General features: G+C 42.0%; 21 protein-coding genes and 1 rRNA gene. 18 read left to right on the top strand and 4 right to left on the bottom strand.

Annotated elements, in window-relative coordinates; translation table 11 throughout:
- Positions 1 to 343: 343 nt before the first annotated feature.
- The 4 genes from rrf to OFN67_RS07375 all read left to right on the top strand — a co-directional run bounded on the left by rrf (position 344) and on the right by OFN67_RS07375 (position 2,824).
- A 5S ribosomal RNA gene (rrf, locus tag OFN67_RS07390) occupies positions 344 to 462 on the top strand.
- 274 nt (positions 463 to 736) lie between these two features.
- A complete protein-coding gene (locus OFN67_RS08075; protein ID WP_443101034.1) occupies positions 737 to 1,180 on the top strand; it encodes a ComEA family DNA-binding protein in 444 nt (147 codons plus the stop codon).
- Between the two features lie 175 nt (positions 1,181 to 1,355).
- Entirely contained in the window at positions 1,356 to 2,198 is an 843-nt protein-coding gene (locus tag OFN67_RS07380; RefSeq protein WP_270868844.1) for a thiamine-phosphate kinase, read from the top strand.
- 206 nt (positions 2,199 to 2,404) lie between these two features.
- The gene (locus tag OFN67_RS07375; RefSeq protein ID WP_270868843.1) at positions 2,405 to 2,824 is read left to right on the top strand and encodes a TOBE domain-containing protein; all 420 of its coding nucleotides are present in this window, start codon (positions 2,405 to 2,407) and stop codon (positions 2,822 to 2,824) included.
- A gap of 29 nt (positions 2,825 to 2,853) precedes the next feature.
- On the opposite strand, the gene OFN67_RS07370 is transcribed toward OFN67_RS07375, so the two are convergent.
- Genes OFN67_RS07370 through OFN67_RS07355 form a run of 4 tightly spaced genes read right to left on the bottom strand, consistent with a single transcriptional unit; the run spans position 2,854 to position 5,535 of the window.
- Positions 2,854 to 3,633, bottom strand: coding sequence for a DUF817 domain-containing protein (locus tag OFN67_RS07370; protein ID WP_270874014.1), 780 nt, complete (start codon positions 3,631 to 3,633; stop codon positions 2,854 to 2,856).
- Entirely contained in the window at positions 3,630 to 4,283 is a 654-nt protein-coding gene (locus OFN67_RS07365; RefSeq protein WP_270868847.1) for a tRNA threonylcarbamoyladenosine dehydratase, read from the bottom strand. The genes OFN67_RS07370 and OFN67_RS07365 overlap by 4 nt, the downstream gene beginning before the upstream one ends.
- Positions 4,280 to 5,053, bottom strand: coding sequence for a 5'/3'-nucleotidase SurE (gene surE / locus OFN67_RS07360; RefSeq protein WP_270868841.1), 774 nt, complete (start codon positions 5,051 to 5,053; stop codon positions 4,280 to 4,282). The genes OFN67_RS07365 and surE overlap by 4 nt, the downstream gene beginning before the upstream one ends.
- Positions 5,053 to 5,535, bottom strand: a complete 483-nt coding sequence (locus tag OFN67_RS07355) for a hypothetical protein (RefSeq protein ID WP_270868840.1) — start codon at positions 5,533 to 5,535, stop codon at positions 5,053 to 5,055. Before OFN67_RS07355 ends, surE begins: the two co-directional genes overlap by 1 nt.
- A gap of 84 nt (positions 5,536 to 5,619) precedes the next feature.
- On the opposite strand from OFN67_RS07355, the gene lpxB reads away from it, so the two are divergent.
- The 14 genes from lpxB (at position 5,620) to dxs (ending at position 19,413) form a co-directional block, all read left to right on the top strand.
- Positions 5,620 to 6,750, top strand: a complete 1,131-nt coding sequence (gene lpxB / locus OFN67_RS07350; protein WP_270868839.1) for a lipid-A-disaccharide synthase — start codon at positions 5,620 to 5,622, stop codon at positions 6,748 to 6,750.
- Between the two features lie 32 nt (positions 6,751 to 6,782).
- On the top strand, positions 6,783 to 7,265 hold the full coding sequence (gene greA, locus OFN67_RS07345; protein WP_270859711.1) for a transcription elongation factor GreA: 483 nt from the start codon (positions 6,783 to 6,785) through the stop codon (positions 7,263 to 7,265).
- 9 nt (positions 7,266 to 7,274) lie between these two features.
- Positions 7,275 to 8,282, top strand: coding sequence for an N-acetyl-gamma-glutamyl-phosphate reductase (argC, locus tag OFN67_RS07340; protein ID WP_270874013.1), 1,008 nt, complete (start codon positions 7,275 to 7,277; stop codon positions 8,280 to 8,282).
- A gap of 3 nt (positions 8,283 to 8,285) precedes the next feature.
- Positions 8,286 to 9,002 carry a UDP-2,3-diacylglucosamine diphosphatase gene (locus OFN67_RS07335; RefSeq protein WP_270874012.1) on the top strand — a complete coding sequence of 239 codons (717 nt, stop codon included), beginning with the start codon at positions 8,286 to 8,288 and terminating at the stop codon, positions 9,000 to 9,002.
- 39 nt (positions 9,003 to 9,041) lie between these two features.
- Positions 9,042 to 9,665 carry a phosphoserine phosphatase SerB gene (serB, locus tag OFN67_RS07330; protein ID WP_270868836.1) on the top strand — a complete coding sequence of 208 codons (624 nt, stop codon included), beginning with the start codon at positions 9,042 to 9,044 and terminating at the stop codon, positions 9,663 to 9,665.
- On the top strand, positions 9,658 to 10,668 hold the full coding sequence (locus tag OFN67_RS07325; protein WP_270868835.1) for a transaldolase: 1,011 nt from the start codon (positions 9,658 to 9,660) through the stop codon (positions 10,666 to 10,668). The genes serB and OFN67_RS07325 overlap by 8 nt, the downstream gene beginning before the upstream one ends.
- On the top strand, positions 10,668 to 11,888 hold the full coding sequence (locus OFN67_RS07320; protein ID WP_270859698.1) for a type IV pilus twitching motility protein PilT: 1,221 nt from the start codon (positions 10,668 to 10,670) through the stop codon (positions 11,886 to 11,888). The genes OFN67_RS07325 and OFN67_RS07320 overlap by 1 nt, the downstream gene beginning before the upstream one ends.
- Before the next feature lie 101 nt (positions 11,889 to 11,989).
- Positions 11,990 to 12,526: a 50S ribosomal protein L25/general stress protein Ctc gene (locus tag OFN67_RS07315; protein ID WP_270868834.1), complete on the top strand. Its 537-nt coding sequence runs from the start codon at positions 11,990 to 11,992 to the stop codon at positions 12,524 to 12,526.
- A gap of 7 nt (positions 12,527 to 12,533) precedes the next feature.
- Positions 12,534 to 13,091 (top strand): aminoacyl-tRNA hydrolase, encoded by a 558-nt coding sequence (pth, locus tag OFN67_RS07310; RefSeq protein WP_270868833.1) that lies wholly within the window; start codon positions 12,534 to 12,536, stop codon positions 13,089 to 13,091.
- The gene (locus OFN67_RS07305; protein ID WP_270859695.1) at positions 13,088 to 14,134 is read left to right on the top strand and encodes an LptF/LptG family permease; all 1,047 of its coding nucleotides are present in this window, start codon (positions 13,088 to 13,090) and stop codon (positions 14,132 to 14,134) included. Before pth ends, OFN67_RS07305 begins: the two co-directional genes overlap by 4 nt.
- A 47-nt stretch (positions 14,135 to 14,181) precedes the next feature.
- The gene (gene lysA / locus OFN67_RS07300) at positions 14,182 to 15,387 is read left to right on the top strand and encodes a diaminopimelate decarboxylase (protein ID WP_270859694.1); all 1,206 of its coding nucleotides are present in this window, start codon (positions 14,182 to 14,184) and stop codon (positions 15,385 to 15,387) included.
- Positions 15,387 to 16,463: a prephenate dehydratase gene (gene pheA, locus OFN67_RS07295; protein ID WP_270859693.1), complete on the top strand. Its 1,077-nt coding sequence runs from the start codon at positions 15,387 to 15,389 to the stop codon at positions 16,461 to 16,463. The genes lysA and pheA overlap by 1 nt, the downstream gene beginning before the upstream one ends.
- On the top strand, positions 16,463 to 17,563 hold the full coding sequence (gene hisC / locus OFN67_RS07290) for a histidinol-phosphate transaminase (protein ID WP_270868832.1): 1,101 nt from the start codon (positions 16,463 to 16,465) through the stop codon (positions 17,561 to 17,563). Before pheA ends, hisC begins: the two co-directional genes overlap by 1 nt.
- Positions 17,563 to 19,413, top strand: coding sequence for a 1-deoxy-D-xylulose-5-phosphate synthase (gene dxs, locus OFN67_RS07285; RefSeq protein WP_270868831.1), 1,851 nt, complete (start codon positions 17,563 to 17,565; stop codon positions 19,411 to 19,413). The genes hisC and dxs overlap by 1 nt, the downstream gene beginning before the upstream one ends.
- Positions 19,414 to 19,443: the final 30 nt, after the last annotated feature.

The raw sequence follows: 19,443 nt of genomic DNA, 5'->3' as shown, positions 1-19,443 counted from the left end.
CGGATGTGTAAGTGATGAAAGTCATTTAGCTGACCGGTACTAATAGCTCGTTTGCTTATCTTTTTAAGCATTACTTCCTTGTTAAAGGTATTAGAAATCATTTAACAATATGGTAAAAGATTTTATTAGGCTTGATGACTTTTGCAGTGTTAATTAAGAAAATATCAAATTTTATAATTTAGAATTTGTGAATTTGCAATTTCTAAAATTATAAAGTATTTTTTCGCTAGGCGAGGCAGATGAGCAAGCACAAAGGAGCGAACTTTGGTTCGTGACTGCGGTGCGAAGCGAAATCTAACGAAGCATAGCGAAAAAAGACGAAATAATTTTTTTAATTAACACTGTCCGTGACTATACAGATGAGGAAACGCCTTGCTCCATACCGAACCAAGAAGCTAAGCTCATCATGGCTGATGATACTCTCCGTTACTCGGATGTCGGGAAAGTAGGTCGTTGCGGACTTTGTTTTATTCTTTATGCTTTTTAAATCAATTAAAATTTTATGTCAATCAAATTTTAAATCAATTACAATGAAATTTTTAAAATTTTGCTTGTAGTTTTTAAATTTTAAATTCCAAATTCTATAAATTTTATCTTTAAATTTAAAATTTCACTTTGCGAATTTAACTTTATCGCTAAATTTTAAAATTATTCTTATCAAAATTTAAAAAAATTATTAAATTTTAAGTAGCTTAAATTTAGAATTATTTCTCAAATTTAACCCAAAGGAGAAAAAATGAAAATCTTTAAAATCCTATCAACAACCGCAATCTTTGCAAGCCTAGCTTTTGCTGGGATTAACCTAAACACCGCCACAAAAGACGAGCTAATGGCACTTCCTGGCATTGGCGAGGCCAAGGCCGAAGCTATCATCGAATACAGAAAAAACAACAAATTTAACTCAATCGACGAGATTAAAAACATCAAAGGCATCGGCGATAAGCGCTTCGAGGCTATCAAAGACGACCTAACTCTCACTGGCAAGACGGACACTAGCGATCTAAAATCTACCGTGAAAAAAGAAAAAGAAAAAGCCGCAAAAAAAGCCGATAAAAAGGTCAAAAAAGAGGTCGTAAATCTAAAAGACAAGGCTGCGAGCACCGACACAGCTAAAAAAGCCAAAAAAGCAAAAGATACAGCAGACGAAGCCAAAAAAATCAAAAAAGCTGTGAGCGAATAAGAATTTAGAATTTATAAATTCTGCAAAATTCTCAAATTTCCAAATTTAAGCTATGGGTTAAATTTTAAATTTAGCCCGTAGTTTGAAATTCACGCCTAATATCGCTTTTACCCCATAAATTTAAGCTAAATTTCATATAATAGCAAAATTTAATTCTCGCGAAAAGGTTAGCAAAATGGACAAAGAGGCCTACATTTACACGAAATTCAAAAGCAAACTAAACGGCGATGATTGCGCTATCGTGGGCGATTTGGCGTATTGCAAGGACCTTTTTGTCGAGGGCGTGCATTTTAGGCGCGAGTGGCTTAGTATGCACGAAATCGGCGCGAAAGCCATGCTGGTAAATATCTCGGACATGATTGCCAAAAACGCTAAGCCAAAATATGCTCTAATCGGGCTTTCGCTGCCCGGGGACATTACCGCTGCCCAGATTGACGAGCTGTGCGCTGGGCTAAACGAAACCGCGCAGAAATGGGGCATTGAGATTATCGGCGGGGATACGATTAGCGACGATAAAATTTCCATTAGTATCACGATGATAGGCAAGTGCAAAAAGCCGATTTTCAGAAATGGCGCGAAGTGCGGGCATTTGATTGCGCACACGGGCAAGCTCGGCTATGTGGGCATTGATTTGCAAATTTTGCTAGGTGGGGGCAAAAGAAGCGAAATTTCGCCAAATTCCCGCATGCTCCGCCCAGAACTCAGGGCGAAATTTTTCTACAAAGCCGCCAAATACATAAGTGCCTCTATGGATATCAGCGACGGGCTTGGGCAGGATTTGGAGCGGCTTTTGCGCGCTAGTGGCGTGGGTATGAGTTGGCTTGTTAGCCCCAAAGAATATGTGCTAAACTCGGGCGAAGAGTATGAGATTTTATTCGCGTTCGAGCCAAAATTTCTTAGCAAAATTTATGAAATCGCCTCCAAAACCAAAACCCCGATTAGCGTCATCGGCAGGGCAGAGGAACGAAATTTAGACAATACTTGTGAATTTAAGGGCGCAAGGCACCATTTCGAGTAAATTTCATAAAATAGTTAAATTTAATTTTTGAAATTTTGGCTTAAAAACAGCCTTCTAAAATACAAAATTTAAATCATAACAAATCTCTACCGCCCAAATTTTGGCTAAAATTTGTAAAATAAAATCTAAAATTTTAATTATATACTTAAACAAAACTTAAAGTTTCTTTGCTACGATGACGCAAATTTTAAAATAAAGGAGCAATAATGCTAAGTGCAAGAAATATGCTAAATGTCGAAATTACCGATGTTAAAACAGGTGCTGTAAATTCGCTTGTGTGCGCGAGAGCCCAAAATGGCGCAATCCTAAAAGCCACTGTGACTGTGGATTCTGAAAAAGCGCTGGATTTAAGAGTCGGAAAAAAGGCTGTGTTTTTGTTTAAAGCCTCATCAATCATAGTTGGCAAAGGCGAAGATGAGCTCAGACTAAGCGCGGCAAACCAAATCGAGGGTAAGGTTTCGGCGGTAAAAGAGGGAGCTGTAAATTCCGAAATCGCAATCGAATCTGGCGAGTTTGTTTTGAGCGCAATTATCACAAATGAATCTGTGAAAAACCTAGCACTCAAAGTAGGCGATAGCGTAAAAGCGATAATCAAAGCTACTCAAATCATCGTCGCAGTTAGATAAATTTAGTCAAAATTTAGCCCAAATTTGGGCTAAATTCGCATTTTTTCTTCTAGCCGTTTTAGCACGGCTACGATAATAAAGCTAATAATACAAAGCAAAATCCAGCTAGAAATCTTGCCAAAGCCAACTATTTGCCAGCTCTTGGCTTGGTTTGGATAAACCCATGCACCAAAAAATGTAGCGATATTTTCGGCAACCCAGATAAAAAATCCGATTAGACAAAACGCAAGGATAAGTGGCATTTCATACTCTCTTTGGCGCGGGCGAAAATAGACTTTCGCGCGAAAATACAGCGCGCAAACAGCGATTAATAGGACATAGCGAAAATCATAACCTATGAAATGGTGCGTGAAAAAATTCGCATAAATTAGCGCGCAAATGGCGAAACTGGCGTATGAGCGGGGCATGTTTTCTAGCCGTAAATGCAAAATTCGCCATGCCTGAATCATATAGCTTCCCACAGCCGCATACATAAATCCGCTATAAAGTGGCACGCCATAAATTTTAAACACTCCCGCCTCCGGGTAGCTCCACGAGCCGATAGCTGGGTGGGTTTTAAAAATCTCTAAGGCTAGCCCAATGGCGTGAAAAAGGCAAATCGCGCAAAGTTCGCGAAGACTTTCGAATTTAAACGCCACAAGCAAAATTTGCAAAATCAAAGCCGAAATTAGCAAAAAATCATAGCGCGCGATGAAGCCCAAATTTAGGTGTTTTGAGGCGAAAAGTAGCACAAAAAATGAGCCAGCAAAAATGCAGGCTCGGATTTGTTTTAGCCCAAAAGCCCAAAATTCGGCGATGAAAAATTTCATTTTTCGCCTATTAGATTTCGCACGACATAGCTGGCGATAAAAAGCCCAAAACTGGCCGTTACGCCCATGAAACTGCCAAGCTTTTCGCAGCGCGGAAGCTCGGAGCTAAAAACGCAAGGAAAATCGCCAGAAAATCCCGCTTTTTTGAGTTCGTAGCGAAATTTGCGCGCAAATGGGTCGGTGTGGGTTTTCCACACGGAGGCGATTTCGATTTTGGCGGGGTTCAGCCGTTTGGCGGCGCCAAGAGAGCTTATGAATCTCACATTTTTTTCGTGAGCAAGCGCGGCAAGCGCGATTTTGGCGCCCACATCGTCGATTGCGTCGATGATAAAGTCAAATTCGCCTATGTCAAAACCAGCTAAAAATTCGCTATCTATTTTGGCGCAGATTGCGCGCACGCCTTTAAATTTGCGCGCGAAAACTTCTGCTTTTTTCTGCCCTAAATTTTCGCTTGCAAACTGCCTATTTTGATTGGTGATGTCAAATTCATCGCAGTCAATCACGCTCAAATTTACTACGCCACTACGATACAGCGCCTCGATGAGTGCGCCTCCTACGCCACCACAGCCACACACAAGCACGCGCGCATTTTGCAAAATTTCAAATTTCTCGCCAAAAATCCAGCGCGCTCTGGTGAAGCGGTCATTTATTTCATAATCCACTCTTCAAGCCCCTTTAATTGGTCATTTGCGGTCAAATTTAACTGCACCGGCGAGAGCGTAGCGTAGCCCTTCATCAAAAGGTCTATGTCGCTACCTGCGTTTTTTTCGCTATCAAACTCAAAAACCGCATTTCCTAGCCAGTAATACTCCTCTCCGCGCGGATTGCGATTTAGCGTGGCGTCGTGTCCGTAAAATTTCTCGCCAAGCCTCGCGCATTTTAGCCCCAAAAACTGCGACGCACTCACAGCCGGGACATTTAAATTTAAAAATTGTTTTGGCGGAAGTGGAAAACCTTGCGAAAAGATTTTTTTAACCAAATTTCGCGCTAACTTGCAAGCTAGGCTAAATCCGTATTTATCCAGCGAATCTGCGCTGTAATACTGGCTGATCGCGATTGCGGGAATTCCTTGCAAAACCCCCTCCATAGCCCCTCCGCAAGTGCCTGAGTATGTGATATCTTCGGCTATATTTGCGCCGTGATTTATGCCAGAAATCACAAGGTCAGGTTTGCGCGAATACAGGGCTTGAAGTGCGAGATACACGCAATCGCTAGGCGTAGCGTCGTCGAGTTTGTAAAAATCATCGCCGATTGCGATGAAGCGAAGTGGGCGAGTGAGCGTGAGAGAGTGTGAGCAGGCGGACTTTTGCGAGCTTGGGGCTACGATAGTGATATGCGCGATATCCCTTAGCGCGCTTGCAAGTTCCAAAAGCCCCCTAGCTTCGAAGCCATCATCGTTTGTGATTAAAATTTCGTGCATTAAAGCCCCTTGCTTAGGCAAAAGCTCTCATCGACATCACTAGTTGAGAGTGGCGAAGCTGGGTCATCGTAGAAAAATCTATGGCTAAATTTCACGCCATGTCGGAGCAAAATGCGCTTGCTAGGCGAGTTGCAAGCTTGATTTGCTAGGACGATTTGGAAGGATTTGAGATAATTTTCCTTATTTTTTGGGCTCATTTCGCCCCATTTTGAGGATAGTTCGAAGTGATAAACAGCACTTGCTCCCTCGCTTGTGACATCTACTAGCCTTGCGCCGTTAAAATCAGCCTGCGCGCTAGGGTGAGCGCGAAAACTATCGCTGATTTGCCTTGTGATACCCTCTGGGGCGTTGTTTGCGGTCATTGTCTTTGCCACTTTTATGGCACTATCTGGTTCGTCGATTTGCATTTTTTGGTAGGTTGGAGTGGAAGCGCACCCTGCTACAAACAGCGCGCAAATGGCGCAAATTAGGGATTTTTGCATAATTTTTCCTTGTGATTAAAATTTAAAAATGTTTAATTTTAGCACATTTTGATATAATTGCCAAAAATTAAAAAAGGTAAGAGTTTGAATTATTTGATTTCGTGTTTGGAGCCGTCTGCAAATCTGCATTTTAGCGAGGTTTTGCGTGAAATTTTAGCCCTCGATAAAAACGCTAAAATTTATGGCATTTTTGGCGAGGAATTTAGCGCGCACGGCGAGCCGTTGTATAAATCGAGCGAATTTTCGGCAATGGGATTTGTGGAGATTATTCCACTGATTTTCAAGGCAAAAAGGGCGTTAAAGCAAATGTGCGAGCTAGCAAAAAACTGCGATGTGGTGCTGTTAATCGATAGTCCAGCCTTTAACCTGCCCCTTGCAAAGGCTCTGAAAAAATCGGGCGCGAGTGCGAGGATAGTGTATTATATCCTGCCTCAAATTTGGGCGTGGAAGCGCGGTAGAGTCAAAGCTCTGCAAGAAAATTGCGATTTTTTGTGTGGAATTTGGCAGTTTGAGAGGCAGTTTTATTCTAAAATTTTGGATCTAAATTTTGAAAATTTGCCAAATTTAAGCGATAAAAGCGGTTTTTGCTTCGTAGGACACCCGCTTTTAGATGAAATCAAAGAGCGCAAAAGCTCGTATGAAAAAAACGGACTAATCGCCTTTATGCCAGGCTCTCGCAGGGCTGAGATTTCGCGGCTGATGCCAGTTTATAGAGAGTTAGCTAAAAAGCTAAAAAGCGAAAATGCAAATTTAAAATTTAGCCTAGTTGTGCCACCATTTTTAGCGGATAAGGTGGAGCAAATTTACGGCGATACGCGCGGTTTTAGCATAGAAACAGATGCTATAAAAACCCTAGCAAAAAGCGAATTTGCCTTTATCTGCTCTGGGACTGCGACCCTGCAAGCAGCGCTTATTGGCACACCTTTTGTGCTTTGCTACAAAGCCAAAGCCCTAGATGTCGCGATCGCGCGCAGGTTTGTGAAGCTAAAACATGTCGGCCTTGCAAACATAATCTTTGATTTTTGCGAAAAAGACGAGCTTCACAAAGAATTAATCCAAGAAGAAGTGAGTGTCTCAAATCTCTACGACGCCTACGCCTTGCGCGATGATGAGCGATTTGCGCGCGCTTGCGTGGAGCTTAGAGAGTATTTGGCTATGCCAAGTGCGAAAAATGTGGCGCGAATTTTAACGACAAACGCTAAATTTAAAGTATAATTAGAAAAATTTGAAAAAGGATTGCTATGAGTATCACAGAACCCATGACCTCTTACGGATACGAAAAAATCACTGCCGAGCTTAAAGAGCTCCAAAATGTCAAACTCCCGCACATCATCAAGCAAATCGATATCGCGCGAGATCACGGCGATTTGAAGGAAAATGCCGAGTATCACGCCGCGCGCGAGGAACAGGCGTTTTTGCTCTCTCGCATTGCCGAGCTAAACGACATACTCTCGCGCTCTCGCATAATAGATCCTGCAAGCTACGAGCACGATAAGGTCAAATTTGGCTCTACCGTGACTTTCATGGATGTGGAAACCGAAATCGAGGAAACCTATGTTATCGTGGGGCTTATGGAGGCTGATATTTCCAAAAGACTGCTTAATATCAACACCCCGCTAGCGCGCCAGCTTTTAGGCAAGGCCGAGGGCGATGAAGTGGTGCTAAACCTGCCAAGTGGCACCAGAGATGTCGAGATTATCAGCGTTAGCTACAAACCGATTAAATTTTAAGGCGAAAATATGAAAAGAGTTGGAATCATCGGCGTAGGGGGATATACTGGGCTTGAACTAGTTAAAATTTTACTAGCGCACAAAGGCCTTGAAATTTCGTATCTTGCCGCTACGAGTGAGGGCGAAATTTCTGAGATTTTCCCGCAGTTAGCTGGGTTTTTGGATATGAGGGTGCAAATAGCAGATCCTAAAACTGCCGCGCAAAGTTGCGATGTGGTGTTTTTGGCACTTCCGCACGAAAAGGCAATGGAGTTTGCGAGTGAAATTTTAAAATTTCCTAGCGTCAAAGTCGTGGATTTAAGCGCGGATTATCGCCTATCGCTTGAACTTTACGAGAAAAACTACACTAAACATTTAGACCCGCTAAATTTAGCCCATGCTGTGTATGGTTTGGCTGAGCTAAACGCCGAAAAAATCGCCTCTGCAAGGCTTGTGGCAAATCCTGGCTGCTATCCGACATGCTCTATTTTAGCTGCTGCGCCATTTGTGAAATATATGGATAGTAAAATCGGCGTTTTTATCGACGCTAAAAGTGGCGTCAGTGGCGCAGGCAAGGGGCTAAAAGCCACTAGCCATTTCGTGAGCGTCAATGAAAACATAAACGCATACTCGCCACTCACTCACCGCCACGCAGACGAGATTATGGAGCAACTTAGCCTAATAAACGGCGCGGAATTTAGCGTATCTTTTGTGCCAAATTTGGCCCCATTTACGCGCGGAATGCTTGCAAGTGTATTTGGCGTGCTAAAAGAGAGTATCGACGCGGAGAAAATTTTGCGCGAATTTTATGCAAATTCGCCTTTTGTGCGTGTGCGTAGTGAGCCAGTGTCTGTGAAAAATGTCGCAGGAACGCATTTTTGCGATATTTTTGTCAAAACGCAGGGGGATAAAATTTGGATAAACTCGGCAATCGACAACCTGCTAAAAGGCGCGTCAAGCCAAGCCGTGGCAAATGCGAATTTGATGTTTGGCTACGATGTGGGCGAGGGTTTGCCACGCCTAGGAAATAGCATTTAAATCGTGGAAAATCTGCAAATAAAGCCCGGAGCTATTTTTATCAGCGACGCGCACGATAACGCAAACAAGCGAAATTTTCTGAAATTTTTGCGAAATTTAAGGAGCGCGAAAACACTGCCGCCGCAAATTTTCATGCTTGGTGATATGTTTGATTTCCTCGCAAATACGACATTTGTGCGCGAATTTTACGCCGAATATATCGCCATAATCAACGAAATTTCGCAAAAATGTGAAATTTATTATTTCGAGGGAAATCACGATTTTAATTTAGAGGCTATTTTCCCGCACGCGCGGGTCTTCGCAAACTGCGCCCAGCCAGCAAATTTTAGCTTTAAAGGCAGGCAAATCCAAATCTCTCACGGCGATATTTTTTTGCCAGCTTTGACAAAATTTGCGCTTTTATCACTGCGAAATAGGGCGTTTTTGAAATTTATGGATAAAATCGATTGCGCGCTAAATTTTAAAATTTCAAAAATGATTTTAAAAAGCCAAGAGAATAAAATTTTGTATAAAAAGGCTGGGAATTTCAAATCCTATATCGAGCCAAAAATCCACAACTACACCGCACCTATCGTAATCGAGGGGCATTATCACCAAGATGAAATTTTAGAATTTGAGGGTGTGAAATATATAAATTTAAACTCATTTGCCGTGAGTGAGAAAATTTACGAGGTGCAAAATAGCCAAAATTTTGAGCTCTTTTCAAAAAACTTAAATTAAAACTTAGATATAATTGCTTTTTTTTATAAAGGAAATTTAATGATAAAACTTTGTGTGTTTGATTTCGATTCTACGCTTATGGACGGGGAGACGATAACGAATTTTGCAAAAAGCGTAGGAAAAGAAAAAGAGGTTAAAGAGATTACAAAGCGCGCAATGGCGGGCGAGATCGATTTTTTCGAGAGTTTGCAAGAGCGGGCTATGTTTTTAAAGGGTATGAAATTTTCGGATATGCAAAAAATCGCGCAAAATTTGCCCTTTGTGCCAGGCGCAAAAGAGCTTATAAGCTACCTTAAATCCAAGGGAATTACCGTCGTGGTGTTTAGTGGCGGATTTCATGTGGCGACTGACTGGGCAAAAGAGGTGCTAGGATTTGATGCGAGTTTTGCCAATATCTTGCACCGAAAAGATGGCGTTTTAACCGGCCATGTGGGCGGAGAGATGATGTTTGGCTACTCCAAAGGCGTGGTCTTGCAACAGCTCAAAGCGATTTTGCATTTAAGCGCAGATGAGGTTATGTGTGTGGGAGATGGGGCAAACGATGTGGCGATGTTTAGAGAAGCGGGGCTAAGAATCGCGTTTTGCGCTAATGAAATTTTGAAAAAAGAGGCAACTCATTGCGTGGATAAAAAAGATTTAAGGGAGATAATGCAGTATGTATAACGACGATATCAAATTTAGCTTGTGGTGCGATTTTATCGAGCGCGATTTTATCGCAAAGGAATTTGGCGAATTTCTTGCAAAAGGCACATTTAACGGCGCGACCTCAAATCCATCTATTTTCAAAAACGCCATTACCACCTCCCAAGCTTACGGCGCGCAAAAGGCGAAATTTGCGCACAAAAACACAAAAAAGCTTTATGAAATTTTAGCTATAACTGATATCAAAAACGCCGCAAATGCGCTTTTGGCAAACTACGCTAGGGGCGATGACGGCTTTATTAGTATCGAAGTAGATCCTAGTATCTCAGATGATGCAGAGGCTATGATAAAAGAGGGCAAAAGGCTTTATGCGCAAATCGCAATGCCAAATGTGATGATAAAAGTCCCAGCGACCCAGGCTGGATACGAGACGATGAGAGCCCTAACGAGGCGTGGTATAAATGTAAATGCGACCTTGATTTTCTCGCCAGAGCAAACCGCAAAATGCCTAGAAGCGATTAAAGAGGGCACAAGCGAGTTCGCGGCTAAATTTGAAGGCGCAAAACTTCCGCAATCTGTGATTAGTATTTTTGTTAGCCGTTTTGATAGAGCCCTTGATGAGGATATGAAAAAAGCTGGCTTAGAGCCTGCAAAAATCGGCATTATGAACGCTACGAAATGCTATAATATAATCGCAAAGGAAAATTTGCCGTTTGTTAGGGCGCTTTTTGCTAGCACGGGGGTAAAAGGTGGCGAAATCCCTGCGGATTATTATATAAAAGAGCTTTTGTATCCGCTTAGCGTAAATACTGCGCCACTTGATACAATCAAGGCTTTCATAGGGGCAAAATGTGAGCCAAAGACTCCATTTAGCGATGAGGAAATTGATAAATTTTTCGCAGATGTCGCGCAAAAGGCTGGCATTGATATGGATAAAATTTATAAAAAGCTTTTAAAAGATGGCTTGGTGGCTTTTGAACAAGCATTTGATGAGATTATGACAACACTTGAAAAGGAGAAATAATGGCTGACGCAATTGATTATTCACAATATCAAGTCGATGTAAGCACGCTGGATTTTAAGCAACGCGATAGGCTTGATAAATTTTTGAATTTTTTGGTTCAAAACGGCGGTAGCGACTTGCACCTAAAAGCAGGTTCTGTGGTGCGTGGTAGGATTAATGGTGAGCTTGTAAAATTTACAAAAGATCCTTATCTTAAAGAAGATATGATGACTTTGGCAAAAGAGCTACTTAAAACTCGTTTTCCGGAGATGATTAAAAATAAAAGTGTGGATTTTACATACAAATTAAACGACGAATACCGCTTTCGTGTAAATATCTTTTTCCAAATTGACGGCGTAAGCGCGGTATTTAGAACAATTCCTGTAAAAATTCCAACTATTGATGAGCTTGGACTTCCAAAAAGTATCAAAGAGATCTGCGATACTGCTATGCGCGGCGTCGTGCTTCTAACTGGTCCAACAGGTAGCGGTAAAACAACCACAATCGCTTCTATGCTAAATCGCATAAACCACGCTAGAACGAGCCATATCGTTACGATTGAAGATCCAGTTGAGTTTGTTTTCAAAGATGATAAATGTATCATCAACCAACGCGCTATCGGCGAGGACTGCAACACTTTCGCTGATTCACTTCGTGCGGCATTGCGCGAGGACCCTGATGTTATCTTCGTGGGCGAGATGCGCGACCTTGTTACGATTGAGACTGCGCTTCACGCTGCTGAGACTGGTCACCTTGTCTTTTCTACCGTGCATACAATCGATGCCAAAGAGACAATCAACCGTATCGTTGCGATGTTTGAACAAGCAGAGCAAGAGCGTATCCGTATGACACTAGCTAGCGTTATCGAGGCTGTAATCTCACAACGCCTTGCACGCACAATTGATGGAAAACGCGTGGCGGTAGTTGAAATTTTGCGTAAAAATACCCGTATTAGAGATATGATTTTAGAAGGACGCGACTCTGAAATTCCAGACGCGATTGCTGATGGACGCAATACTTATGGTATGCAAACTTTCGATCAACACCTGCTTGATCTGTATGTCCAAGAGGTGATTACGAGAGATGAAGCCCTTGATAAGGCCTCTAAACGCAACGACTTAGAGTTAAAAATGAAAAACGCAGACCTAGCGAAAAAACGCGGTATTATGCTCGCAAACGGCGAGGATATCCCAGATCAACTCGCAGAAGAAGTTGTTCAACTCCAAGATATTCGTCGTTAAAATTTATGCTAGCAAGAATTTCTTGCTAGCACCCTTTTATAAAGCTATATTAAAGTTAAATTTTAGTAAAATCAGCCCCTATTTTTTTTAAAGGAAAACTCATGTTAGAAGGTATCGTTAGAGATAGTATCGGTAAAAAGGCTTCTAAGTCTTTAAAACGAGATGGTTATCTAATCGCTAATATTTATGCGAAAGGATTACAAAATATAAATGCTGCGTTTAAAACAAACGATTTTATCAAAGCAGTTCGCAGCAAAAATACTTTGCCTTTCGAGGTAAAAGTGGGCGATAGCACATACAAAGTAGTAGTGCAAGAATACCAAAAACACCCTGTAACAAACGCCCTAACTCATGTTGATTTACGCGTAGTAGATGATAATGTAGTTAGCAAATATCTTGTTCCAGTTTATACAACAGGTATCGCAAAAGGCCTAAAAAACAAAGGTGTTTTAGTCCAATCAAAACGCCGTTTAGCTGTAAAATGCGCTGGTAAAGATTTGCCAGATAGCTTTACACTAGATGTTACAGATTTAGATTTGGGCGATTTTATCCTAGTTCGCGATATCCCTGTAAAAGATGGCGTAAGCATTATCATGGATGGCTCTGTTGCAGTTGTCGGAGTAACTTCGGCTAAATAGGTGAGCTATGATACTGCTCGTCGGACTTGGTAATCCAGGGGAGAAGTATTCTCACACTAGGCATAATGTAGGATTTATGCTAATCGACGCTCTGCTAAGCAATGGCGGTTTTAGCGATGTTAGCGGAGCGAAATTTCAGGGTGAGCTTTATAAAAAAGGCTCACTTCTACTTCTTAAACCTCAAACTTTTATGAATTTAAGCGGAAATTCAATCAAAGCGGTTTGCGATTTTTACAAACCCGATAGAGTTATCGTAATCCACGACGATATTGATTTGCCTTTGGGTGCGATTAAATTTAAGCTTGGCGGAAGTGCTGGCGGGCACAACGGGCTTAAATCAATCGACAATCTAATCGGAACCCAGTATGAAAGAGTGCGTATCGGCGTGGGCAAAAAGCCAGAAGGCTGGGACGCTGCAAATTTTGTCTTGGCTAAATTTGGAGACGATGATACGGAAAAACTAAGCCAAATTTTAGAGTATGCCAAAAAGGCTGTAAATGAGCTAATTCACAGCGATATAGATGAAATTTCGCAAAAATTCACGATAAAAAAGGTTGCGCAATGAAGCTGTATGCCAAATATGTAAGCCTTGTTTATCTTAAATATTTTTTTATTTTATTTGTAGCTTTGGACTTTTTTTATGTGGGAATCGATGTCTTAACCAATCTCAAAGACTTCCCGCAAAGCGCTAATACAGGGCTTTTATATGTGGCACTAACAGCTGGCGTGGCGATTACTTATATTTTGCCGTTAAGCCTAATTTTTGCGCTGATTATAATGATTTTTAACATGATTCGAAGTAGCGAGCTTATCAGCTTTTACGCCCTTGGCGTGAGCAAAAACGCCCTGATAATCCCGCCGTTTTTGATATCGCTTTTTATCACGCTAGGATATATTTATCTAAATACCACCCCTTTTGCCTATGCTTTGAAATTTCAAAAGAATTTGACGGATTTTACCCCGGTAGGACCTGAGATGTTTCTCAAATACGAGGGCAAATATGTCTATATCAACGGACTTCACCAAAACCACGCTGATGAGATGATAGCATTTGATATCAACGCTAGCGAGTTGCAAAGCAGAATTTGGGCTAAAAACGGCGAATATAGCGCAAAAGAGTGGAAATTTAGGGAGGGCGAAAAAACCCAAATTCCTACAAATTTAAGCCTTGGCGAGGCTGGGTTGAAAAGGGAAAGTATCCAAAACGAAGCCATGCTAAGGGGCTTTAATCCAAGCTCAATCGAAAGCGTGTATGATACGAGCAATGTATATTCGATCAAAGACGCGATTCGCTCTATCAAAACCTTCGCAAACCAAGGCGTCAATGTAAATTCAATCAAGGCAAATTTATACAATATGATATTTTTCCCGCTTTTTGCGCCGATTATGATTTTAATCCTTTATTATTATTTTCCGATTACTGGCAGGTTTTTTAACCTAGCTCTTATGAGTTTTGGGTTTTTTATCATTACGCTGTGTGCGTGGGGGCTGTTTTTCGTGCTGATTCGCTTCTCGCTTAATGGCGTGATACTCCCAGAATTAGGCATTATCGTGCCGATTTTGCTACTTTTAGTATTTGCGATTTGGCTGGTTTTTAAGCATCGTTAAGTCCGAATTTGCTAAAATGCGCAAAATTTTTTACCGAAAGAAAATATATGAATTACAAAAATTTAGTCTCAAAATACGGCTCTCCACTTTATGTTTATGATTTCGACGAGATTACGAAAAATTATGAATTGCTAAAAGGTGCATTTGCGGCGCGCAAATCGCTAGTTTGCTTCGCTATTAAGGCAAACTCAAATTTAAGCATTTTGCAACATTTAGTAAGGCTAGGAAGCGGGTTTGATTGCGTGAGTATCGGCGAGGTTAGACGCGCGCTACTAGCTGGGGCAAATTCGTATAAAATCATATATTCAGGCGTGGGCAAGCAAGATTACGAGCTAGAAGAGGCGCTAAAAAGCGAAATTTTATATATAAATTTAGAGAGCGAAGCCGAAATGTATCGCCTAGAAAAAATCGCGCAAAATTTGGGCAAAACCGCTAGGATTAGTATCCGTGTAAATCCAAATGTCGATGCCAAAACCCACCCATACATTTCTACTGGACTTAACGAAAACAAATTCGGCGTTAGCATTGATAATGCGCGCGCTATGTATCTTTACGCTAAAAAGTCTGAATTTTTAAATCCAGTTGGAATCCACTTCCACATAGGTTCGCAGCTAACTGACATTTCGCCGATCCACGACGCGGCGAAAATCGTAAGCGATCTTTTGCGCGAACTGCTTGCAGCGCAGATTGAGATTAAATTTTTCGATATCGGCGGAGGGATTGGAATCCGCTACAAAGACGAAAAACAGGTTAGTTTGTATGATTATGCGCAAGGAATTTTGGCTGTTTTAAGTGGGCTAGATGTGACGATTACATGCGAGCCGGGCAGGTTTATCGTAGGAAATGCGGGCGAGTTTATCACTAGCGTTTTATACGAGAAATACAACGGCGCCAAACGCTTTGTCATCACAGACGGAGCTATGAACGATCTAATCCGCCCAAGCCTGTATCAAGCCTATCACGAGGTTGTTGCAGTGCAAAAAGAGGGCGAAAGCTCGCTTTGTGATATTGTAGGACCGATTTGCGAGAGTGGCGATTTTTTAGCCAAAAATGTAAATTTGCCAAATTTAGACCACGGCGATATTTTGGTGATAAAAAGCGCAGGAGCGTATGGGTTTAGCATGTCTAGCAACTACAACACGCGCCCGCGTCCAGCTGAGGTGGCTATTAGCGAGGGCAAGGATCGCCTAATCAGAGCCAGAGAGAGTTTCGAGGATCTCGTTGCAAACGAAAAAAAATATATGGAAGAGTGATGAAAAGCATAGAAGATTTACGCGTAGGGATTGATAAAATCGACGATGAGATTATTCGTTTGATTGATTTGCGTATGGATTATGTCAAAAAAATCGGTGAATTGAAGCAAACCACAGGAAGCGCCGTGTATCGCCCAGAAAGGGAGCGTGCGATAATTTCTAGGCTCGATGGCGTCAAACTTAAAAATTTAAATAAAGAGGCGATTGAGGCGATATTTTTTGAAATTTTCTCAGTTTCTAGAAATTTAGAAAAACCGCAAGTCGTAGCGTTTTTAGGGCCTTTTGGCACATACACTCACCAAGCAGCCAAGGCCAGATTTGGCGCGATTAGCACCTATGAGCCACTCTCAAACATCGAGGCAGTGTTTAAATCCCTAATCACCAAAGAGGCAAAATACGGCGTCGTGCCCATAGAAAACAACACCGAAGGCGCAGTCGGCGTTACGCTGGATTGTTTGCGCAAATATCAAGAGGTCAAAATCGTAGCCGAAATTTATATGGATATCCACCACTCTTTGGTTACAAACTGCACGCAAACAGCCGAGATTACGCAGATTTTTTCTCACCCGCAAGCCTATAATCAATGCTTGAAATTCTTAGACGATCACGGACTTAGCGGGGTTAAATTTACAGCCACCAAATCTACTGCCAAAGCCGCCCAAGCCACGCTTGAAACCCCAAATTCAGCAGCGATTTGCTCTAAAATCGCAGCCGAGCTGTATGGCGTGCCTGTAATGTATGAAAAAATCGAGGATAATGCAAACAATCGCACGAGATTTTTCGTGCTAAGCGACTTTAAAAACCAAAGAAGTGATCGCAACAAAACTAGCATTTTGGCTAAAACCGATGATAAACCGGGCGGTTTGGTGGAGTTACTTCAAATGTTTCGCAATGAGGGGATAAATTTGACTAAATTAGAGAGTCGCCCGATTAAATCGCATGATTTCAAAAGCGTATTTTATATCGATTTTGAGGGGCATATCGACGATGAGGGTGTGATTAGAGTGCTAGAAAACGCCACTCGCCACGCTCATGAAATAACTTGGCTTGGAAGCTATTTAAATGGAGATGAATAATGAAATTTAACAAATTTTTGGACGATTTGAGTAATTACGAGGCTGGAAAGCCAATCGAGTTAGTGGTGCGCGAATTTGGTGTGAAGAAAAAAGATGTGCTAAAACTAGCTAGCAACGAAAATCCATTTGGATCTAGCAAAAAAGCGCAAAAAGCCATTAAAAAATGCGCCACCTGTGCTCATCTTTACCCTGATGATAGTATGTTTGAGCTAAAAGACGCGCTAGCGGCGAAATTTGGCGTAAAAAGCGAAAATATCATAATCGGCGCAGGTAGCGATCAAATCATCGAATTTGCCCTTCACAGCGTGCTTAGCAAGGGTTTTGCGATACTTCAAGCAGGGGTAAGCTTTGCGATGTATGGCATTTACGCAAGGCACTGCGAGGGCAAAATTTATAAAACCAAAGAAATTTCGCACGATTTAGAGGCGCTAAAATCGCTTTACGAGGCGCATAAAAACGAGATAAAAGCGATATTTTTGTGTATGCCAAACAACCCTCTTGGCGAGTGTTTGGACGCTGAGAAAATTTACGAATTTATCGCTAGCGTGGATAAGGACACCCTCGTCATCATCGACGCAGCTTATAACGAATTTGCCACATTTAAGGACAAAAACAAGCACCTTGACCCTAAATTTATAGCCACGCATTTCACAAACGCCCTCTATCTTGGGACATTTTCTAAGGCGTATGGGCTTGGGGGTATGAGAGTGGGGTATGGAATTGGCGAGAGCGGAATTATTAGCGCGCTTTATAAACTGCGCCCGCCATTTAATATCACCACGCCGACCTTAGCAGCGGCGATTGCGGCACTTGGCGATGATAAATTTGTGCAAAAGACCTTGCAAAATAATTTTCAGCAGATGAAAAAATTTGAAAAATTCGCCACCAAAAACGGCATTAAATTCCTGCCAAGTTATGCAAATTTCATAACATTTATGCTGGGTGATAACCAAAATTCAACTAAAATTTGCGACGCACTTTTGCGACAAGGTATAATTTTGCGAAATTTAAAGAGCTATGGATTAAACGCGATTCGCATTACAATCGGACTTCCGAAGCAAAATTCGCGCGTTTTTAAAGCCTTAAAAGAGTTGTTATAGTGGATATCAAAAACAAAAGCCTAACCGAACTTAGCGAGCTTTGTGAGCAAATTCGCACCAGAATCGTCGAAGTCGTGAGCCAAAACGGCGGTCATCTTAGTTCAAACATGGGCGCGGTCGAGGCGATAGTGGCTATGCATGTGGTTTTTGATAGCGCAAAAGATCCATTTATCTTCGATGTCAGCCACCAAAGCTACGCGCACAAGCTTTTGACTGGGCGTTGGGACGAATTTAGCTCTTTGCGTAAATTTGGCGGACTTAGCGGATATACTAAGCCTAGCGAAAGCGCGCATGATTATTTCGTAGCTGGGCATGCTAGCACCTCGATTAGCCTAGCTGTGGGCGCGGCAAAGGCTATCAAACTCAAAGGCGAGGATAGAGTGCCTGTGGTGCTAGTAGGGGACGGCTCGATGAGTGGGGGCATGACTTATGAGGCGATGAATGAGCTAGGGGATTTGCATTTGCCTTGCGTAATCATACTAAATGATAACAAAATGAGCATTTCTAAGCCAATCGGCGCATTTAGCAAGTATCTTAGCCAAATGATGGCGGGCGAGACATATCAAAAATTTAAATCGCGCATAAGAGAGCTTTTATCTCACGCGCCAGAGAGTGCTACATACATGGCAAGGCGCTTTGAAAACTCGCTAAAACTCATAATCCCTGGCATGTTTTTTGAAGAGCTTGGCCTTGAATACATAGGCCCCGTTGATGGGCACAACCTGGGCGATCTAATTAGCGCATTTAAGGTCGCAAAGAGTGCTAAAAAGCCCGTAATCGTGCATATCCAAACAATCAAAGGCAAGGGTTATAAAAACAGCGAAAACGACGACGGCAACTGGCATGGCGTGGGAGCTTTCGACATAAAAAGTGGCGAATTTAAGAAAAAATCTGGCGCGAAATCGGCTACAAAAATTTACCAAGAAGCCCTTTTAGAGCTAGCGCAGGCTCACTCTGATGTAGTTGGCGTAACAGCTGCTATGCCAAGCGGGACTGGGCTAGACGCGCTAATTGAGCGTTTCCCTGATAGATTTTGGGATGTGGCGATTGCCGAAGAACACGCCGTAACCTCAATGGCAGCAATGGCAAAAGAGGGTTTTAGGCCATATATTACGATATATTCGACCTTCATGCAACGCGCAGTCGATCAAGTAATCCACGATTTAGCGCTTATGGGCTTAAACGCAGTAATCGCCATGGATAGGGCTGGAATCGTGGGCGAGGACGGCGAGACGCACGAGGGTGTGTTTGATATCAGCCTATTTAACGGGATTCCAAATTTAAGCATGTGTGCGCCGTGCGATGAGGCGAGTTTTAGGGCTTTGATGAGGTATTCGCACGAGCATAAAGGGATTTTGGCGATTCGCTATCCGCGCGGAAGTTTTACGATGCAAAGCTTGGAGCCAAATTTCGGGCAAATTCCTGAAATTTCGCCATTAAAATCAAGATTTATCAAAGAGTGTGAGGCTAGCCAAATCGCATTTATCGGCTATGGAGATAGCACCGGCAAGGCGTGCGAGGTAGCAAAAATCCTAAATGATAAAATGAGCGTAAATATCGTTGATTTGGTCTTTGTAAAACCGCTGGATAGAGAATTTTTACTAAATTTAGCGAAAAAAACCAAAATTTGGTTCGTATTTAGCCAAAGTATGAAAAAAGGCGGTGTGGGCGAAATACTAGGCGCGTTTTTACAAGAGGAAAATATTCAAAATGTAAAAATTATTTCTTATGAGTTTGACGATATTTTTTTACCGCACGGAAGCACCGCAGATGTGGAGAAATCGCTAGGTTTAGACGCGCAAAATTTGGCAAAGGTAATATCAAATACAAAAAATTATCAATTAGTATAATTTTAGTTTAATATTTTTTGCATATAATGA

Origin of the sequence: Campylobacter sp. JMF_11 EL3, assembly GCF_027736965.1 — a bacterium.
Lineage (GTDB): Bacteria > Campylobacterota > Campylobacteria > Campylobacterales > Campylobacteraceae > Campylobacter_B.
This window is presented reverse-complemented; position numbering and strand designations above follow the sequence as displayed.

Coding starts and splice junctions, on each gene's coding strand:
- OFN67_RS08075 (WP_443101034.1), top strand. CDS start 737: ATGAAAATCTTTAAAATCCTATCAACAACCGCAATCTTTGCAAGCCTA.
- OFN67_RS07380 (WP_270868844.1), top strand. CDS start 1,356: ATGGACAAAGAGGCCTACATTTACACGAAATTCAAAAGCAAACTAAAC.
- OFN67_RS07375 (WP_270868843.1), top strand. CDS start 2,405: ATGCTAAGTGCAAGAAATATGCTAAATGTCGAAATTACCGATGTTAAA.
- OFN67_RS07370 (WP_270874014.1), bottom strand. CDS start 3,633: ATGAAATTTTTCATCGCCGAATTTTGGGCTTTTGGGCTAAAACAAATC.
- surE (WP_270868841.1), bottom strand. CDS start 5,053: ATGCACGAAATTTTAATCACAAACGATGATGGCTTCGAAGCTAGGGGG.
- OFN67_RS07355 (WP_270868840.1), bottom strand. CDS start 5,535: ATGCAAAAATCCCTAATTTGCGCCATTTGCGCGCTGTTTGTAGCAGGG.
- argC (WP_270874013.1), top strand. CDS start 7,275: ATGAAAAGAGTTGGAATCATCGGCGTAGGGGGATATACTGGGCTTGAA.
- serB (WP_270868836.1), top strand. CDS start 9,042: ATGATAAAACTTTGTGTGTTTGATTTCGATTCTACGCTTATGGACGGG.
- OFN67_RS07325 (WP_270868835.1), top strand. CDS start 9,658: ATGTATAACGACGATATCAAATTTAGCTTGTGGTGCGATTTTATCGAG.
- OFN67_RS07320 (WP_270859698.1), top strand. CDS start 10,668: ATGGCTGACGCAATTGATTATTCACAATATCAAGTCGATGTAAGCACG.
- OFN67_RS07315 (WP_270868834.1), top strand. CDS start 11,990: ATGTTAGAAGGTATCGTTAGAGATAGTATCGGTAAAAAGGCTTCTAAG.
- pth (WP_270868833.1), top strand. CDS start 12,534: ATGATACTGCTCGTCGGACTTGGTAATCCAGGGGAGAAGTATTCTCAC.
- OFN67_RS07305 (WP_270859695.1), top strand. CDS start 13,088: ATGAAGCTGTATGCCAAATATGTAAGCCTTGTTTATCTTAAATATTTT.
- lysA (WP_270859694.1), top strand. CDS start 14,182: ATGAATTACAAAAATTTAGTCTCAAAATACGGCTCTCCACTTTATGTT.
- pheA (WP_270859693.1), top strand. CDS start 15,387: ATGAAAAGCATAGAAGATTTACGCGTAGGGATTGATAAAATCGACGAT.
- hisC (WP_270868832.1), top strand. CDS start 16,463: ATGAAATTTAACAAATTTTTGGACGATTTGAGTAATTACGAGGCTGGA.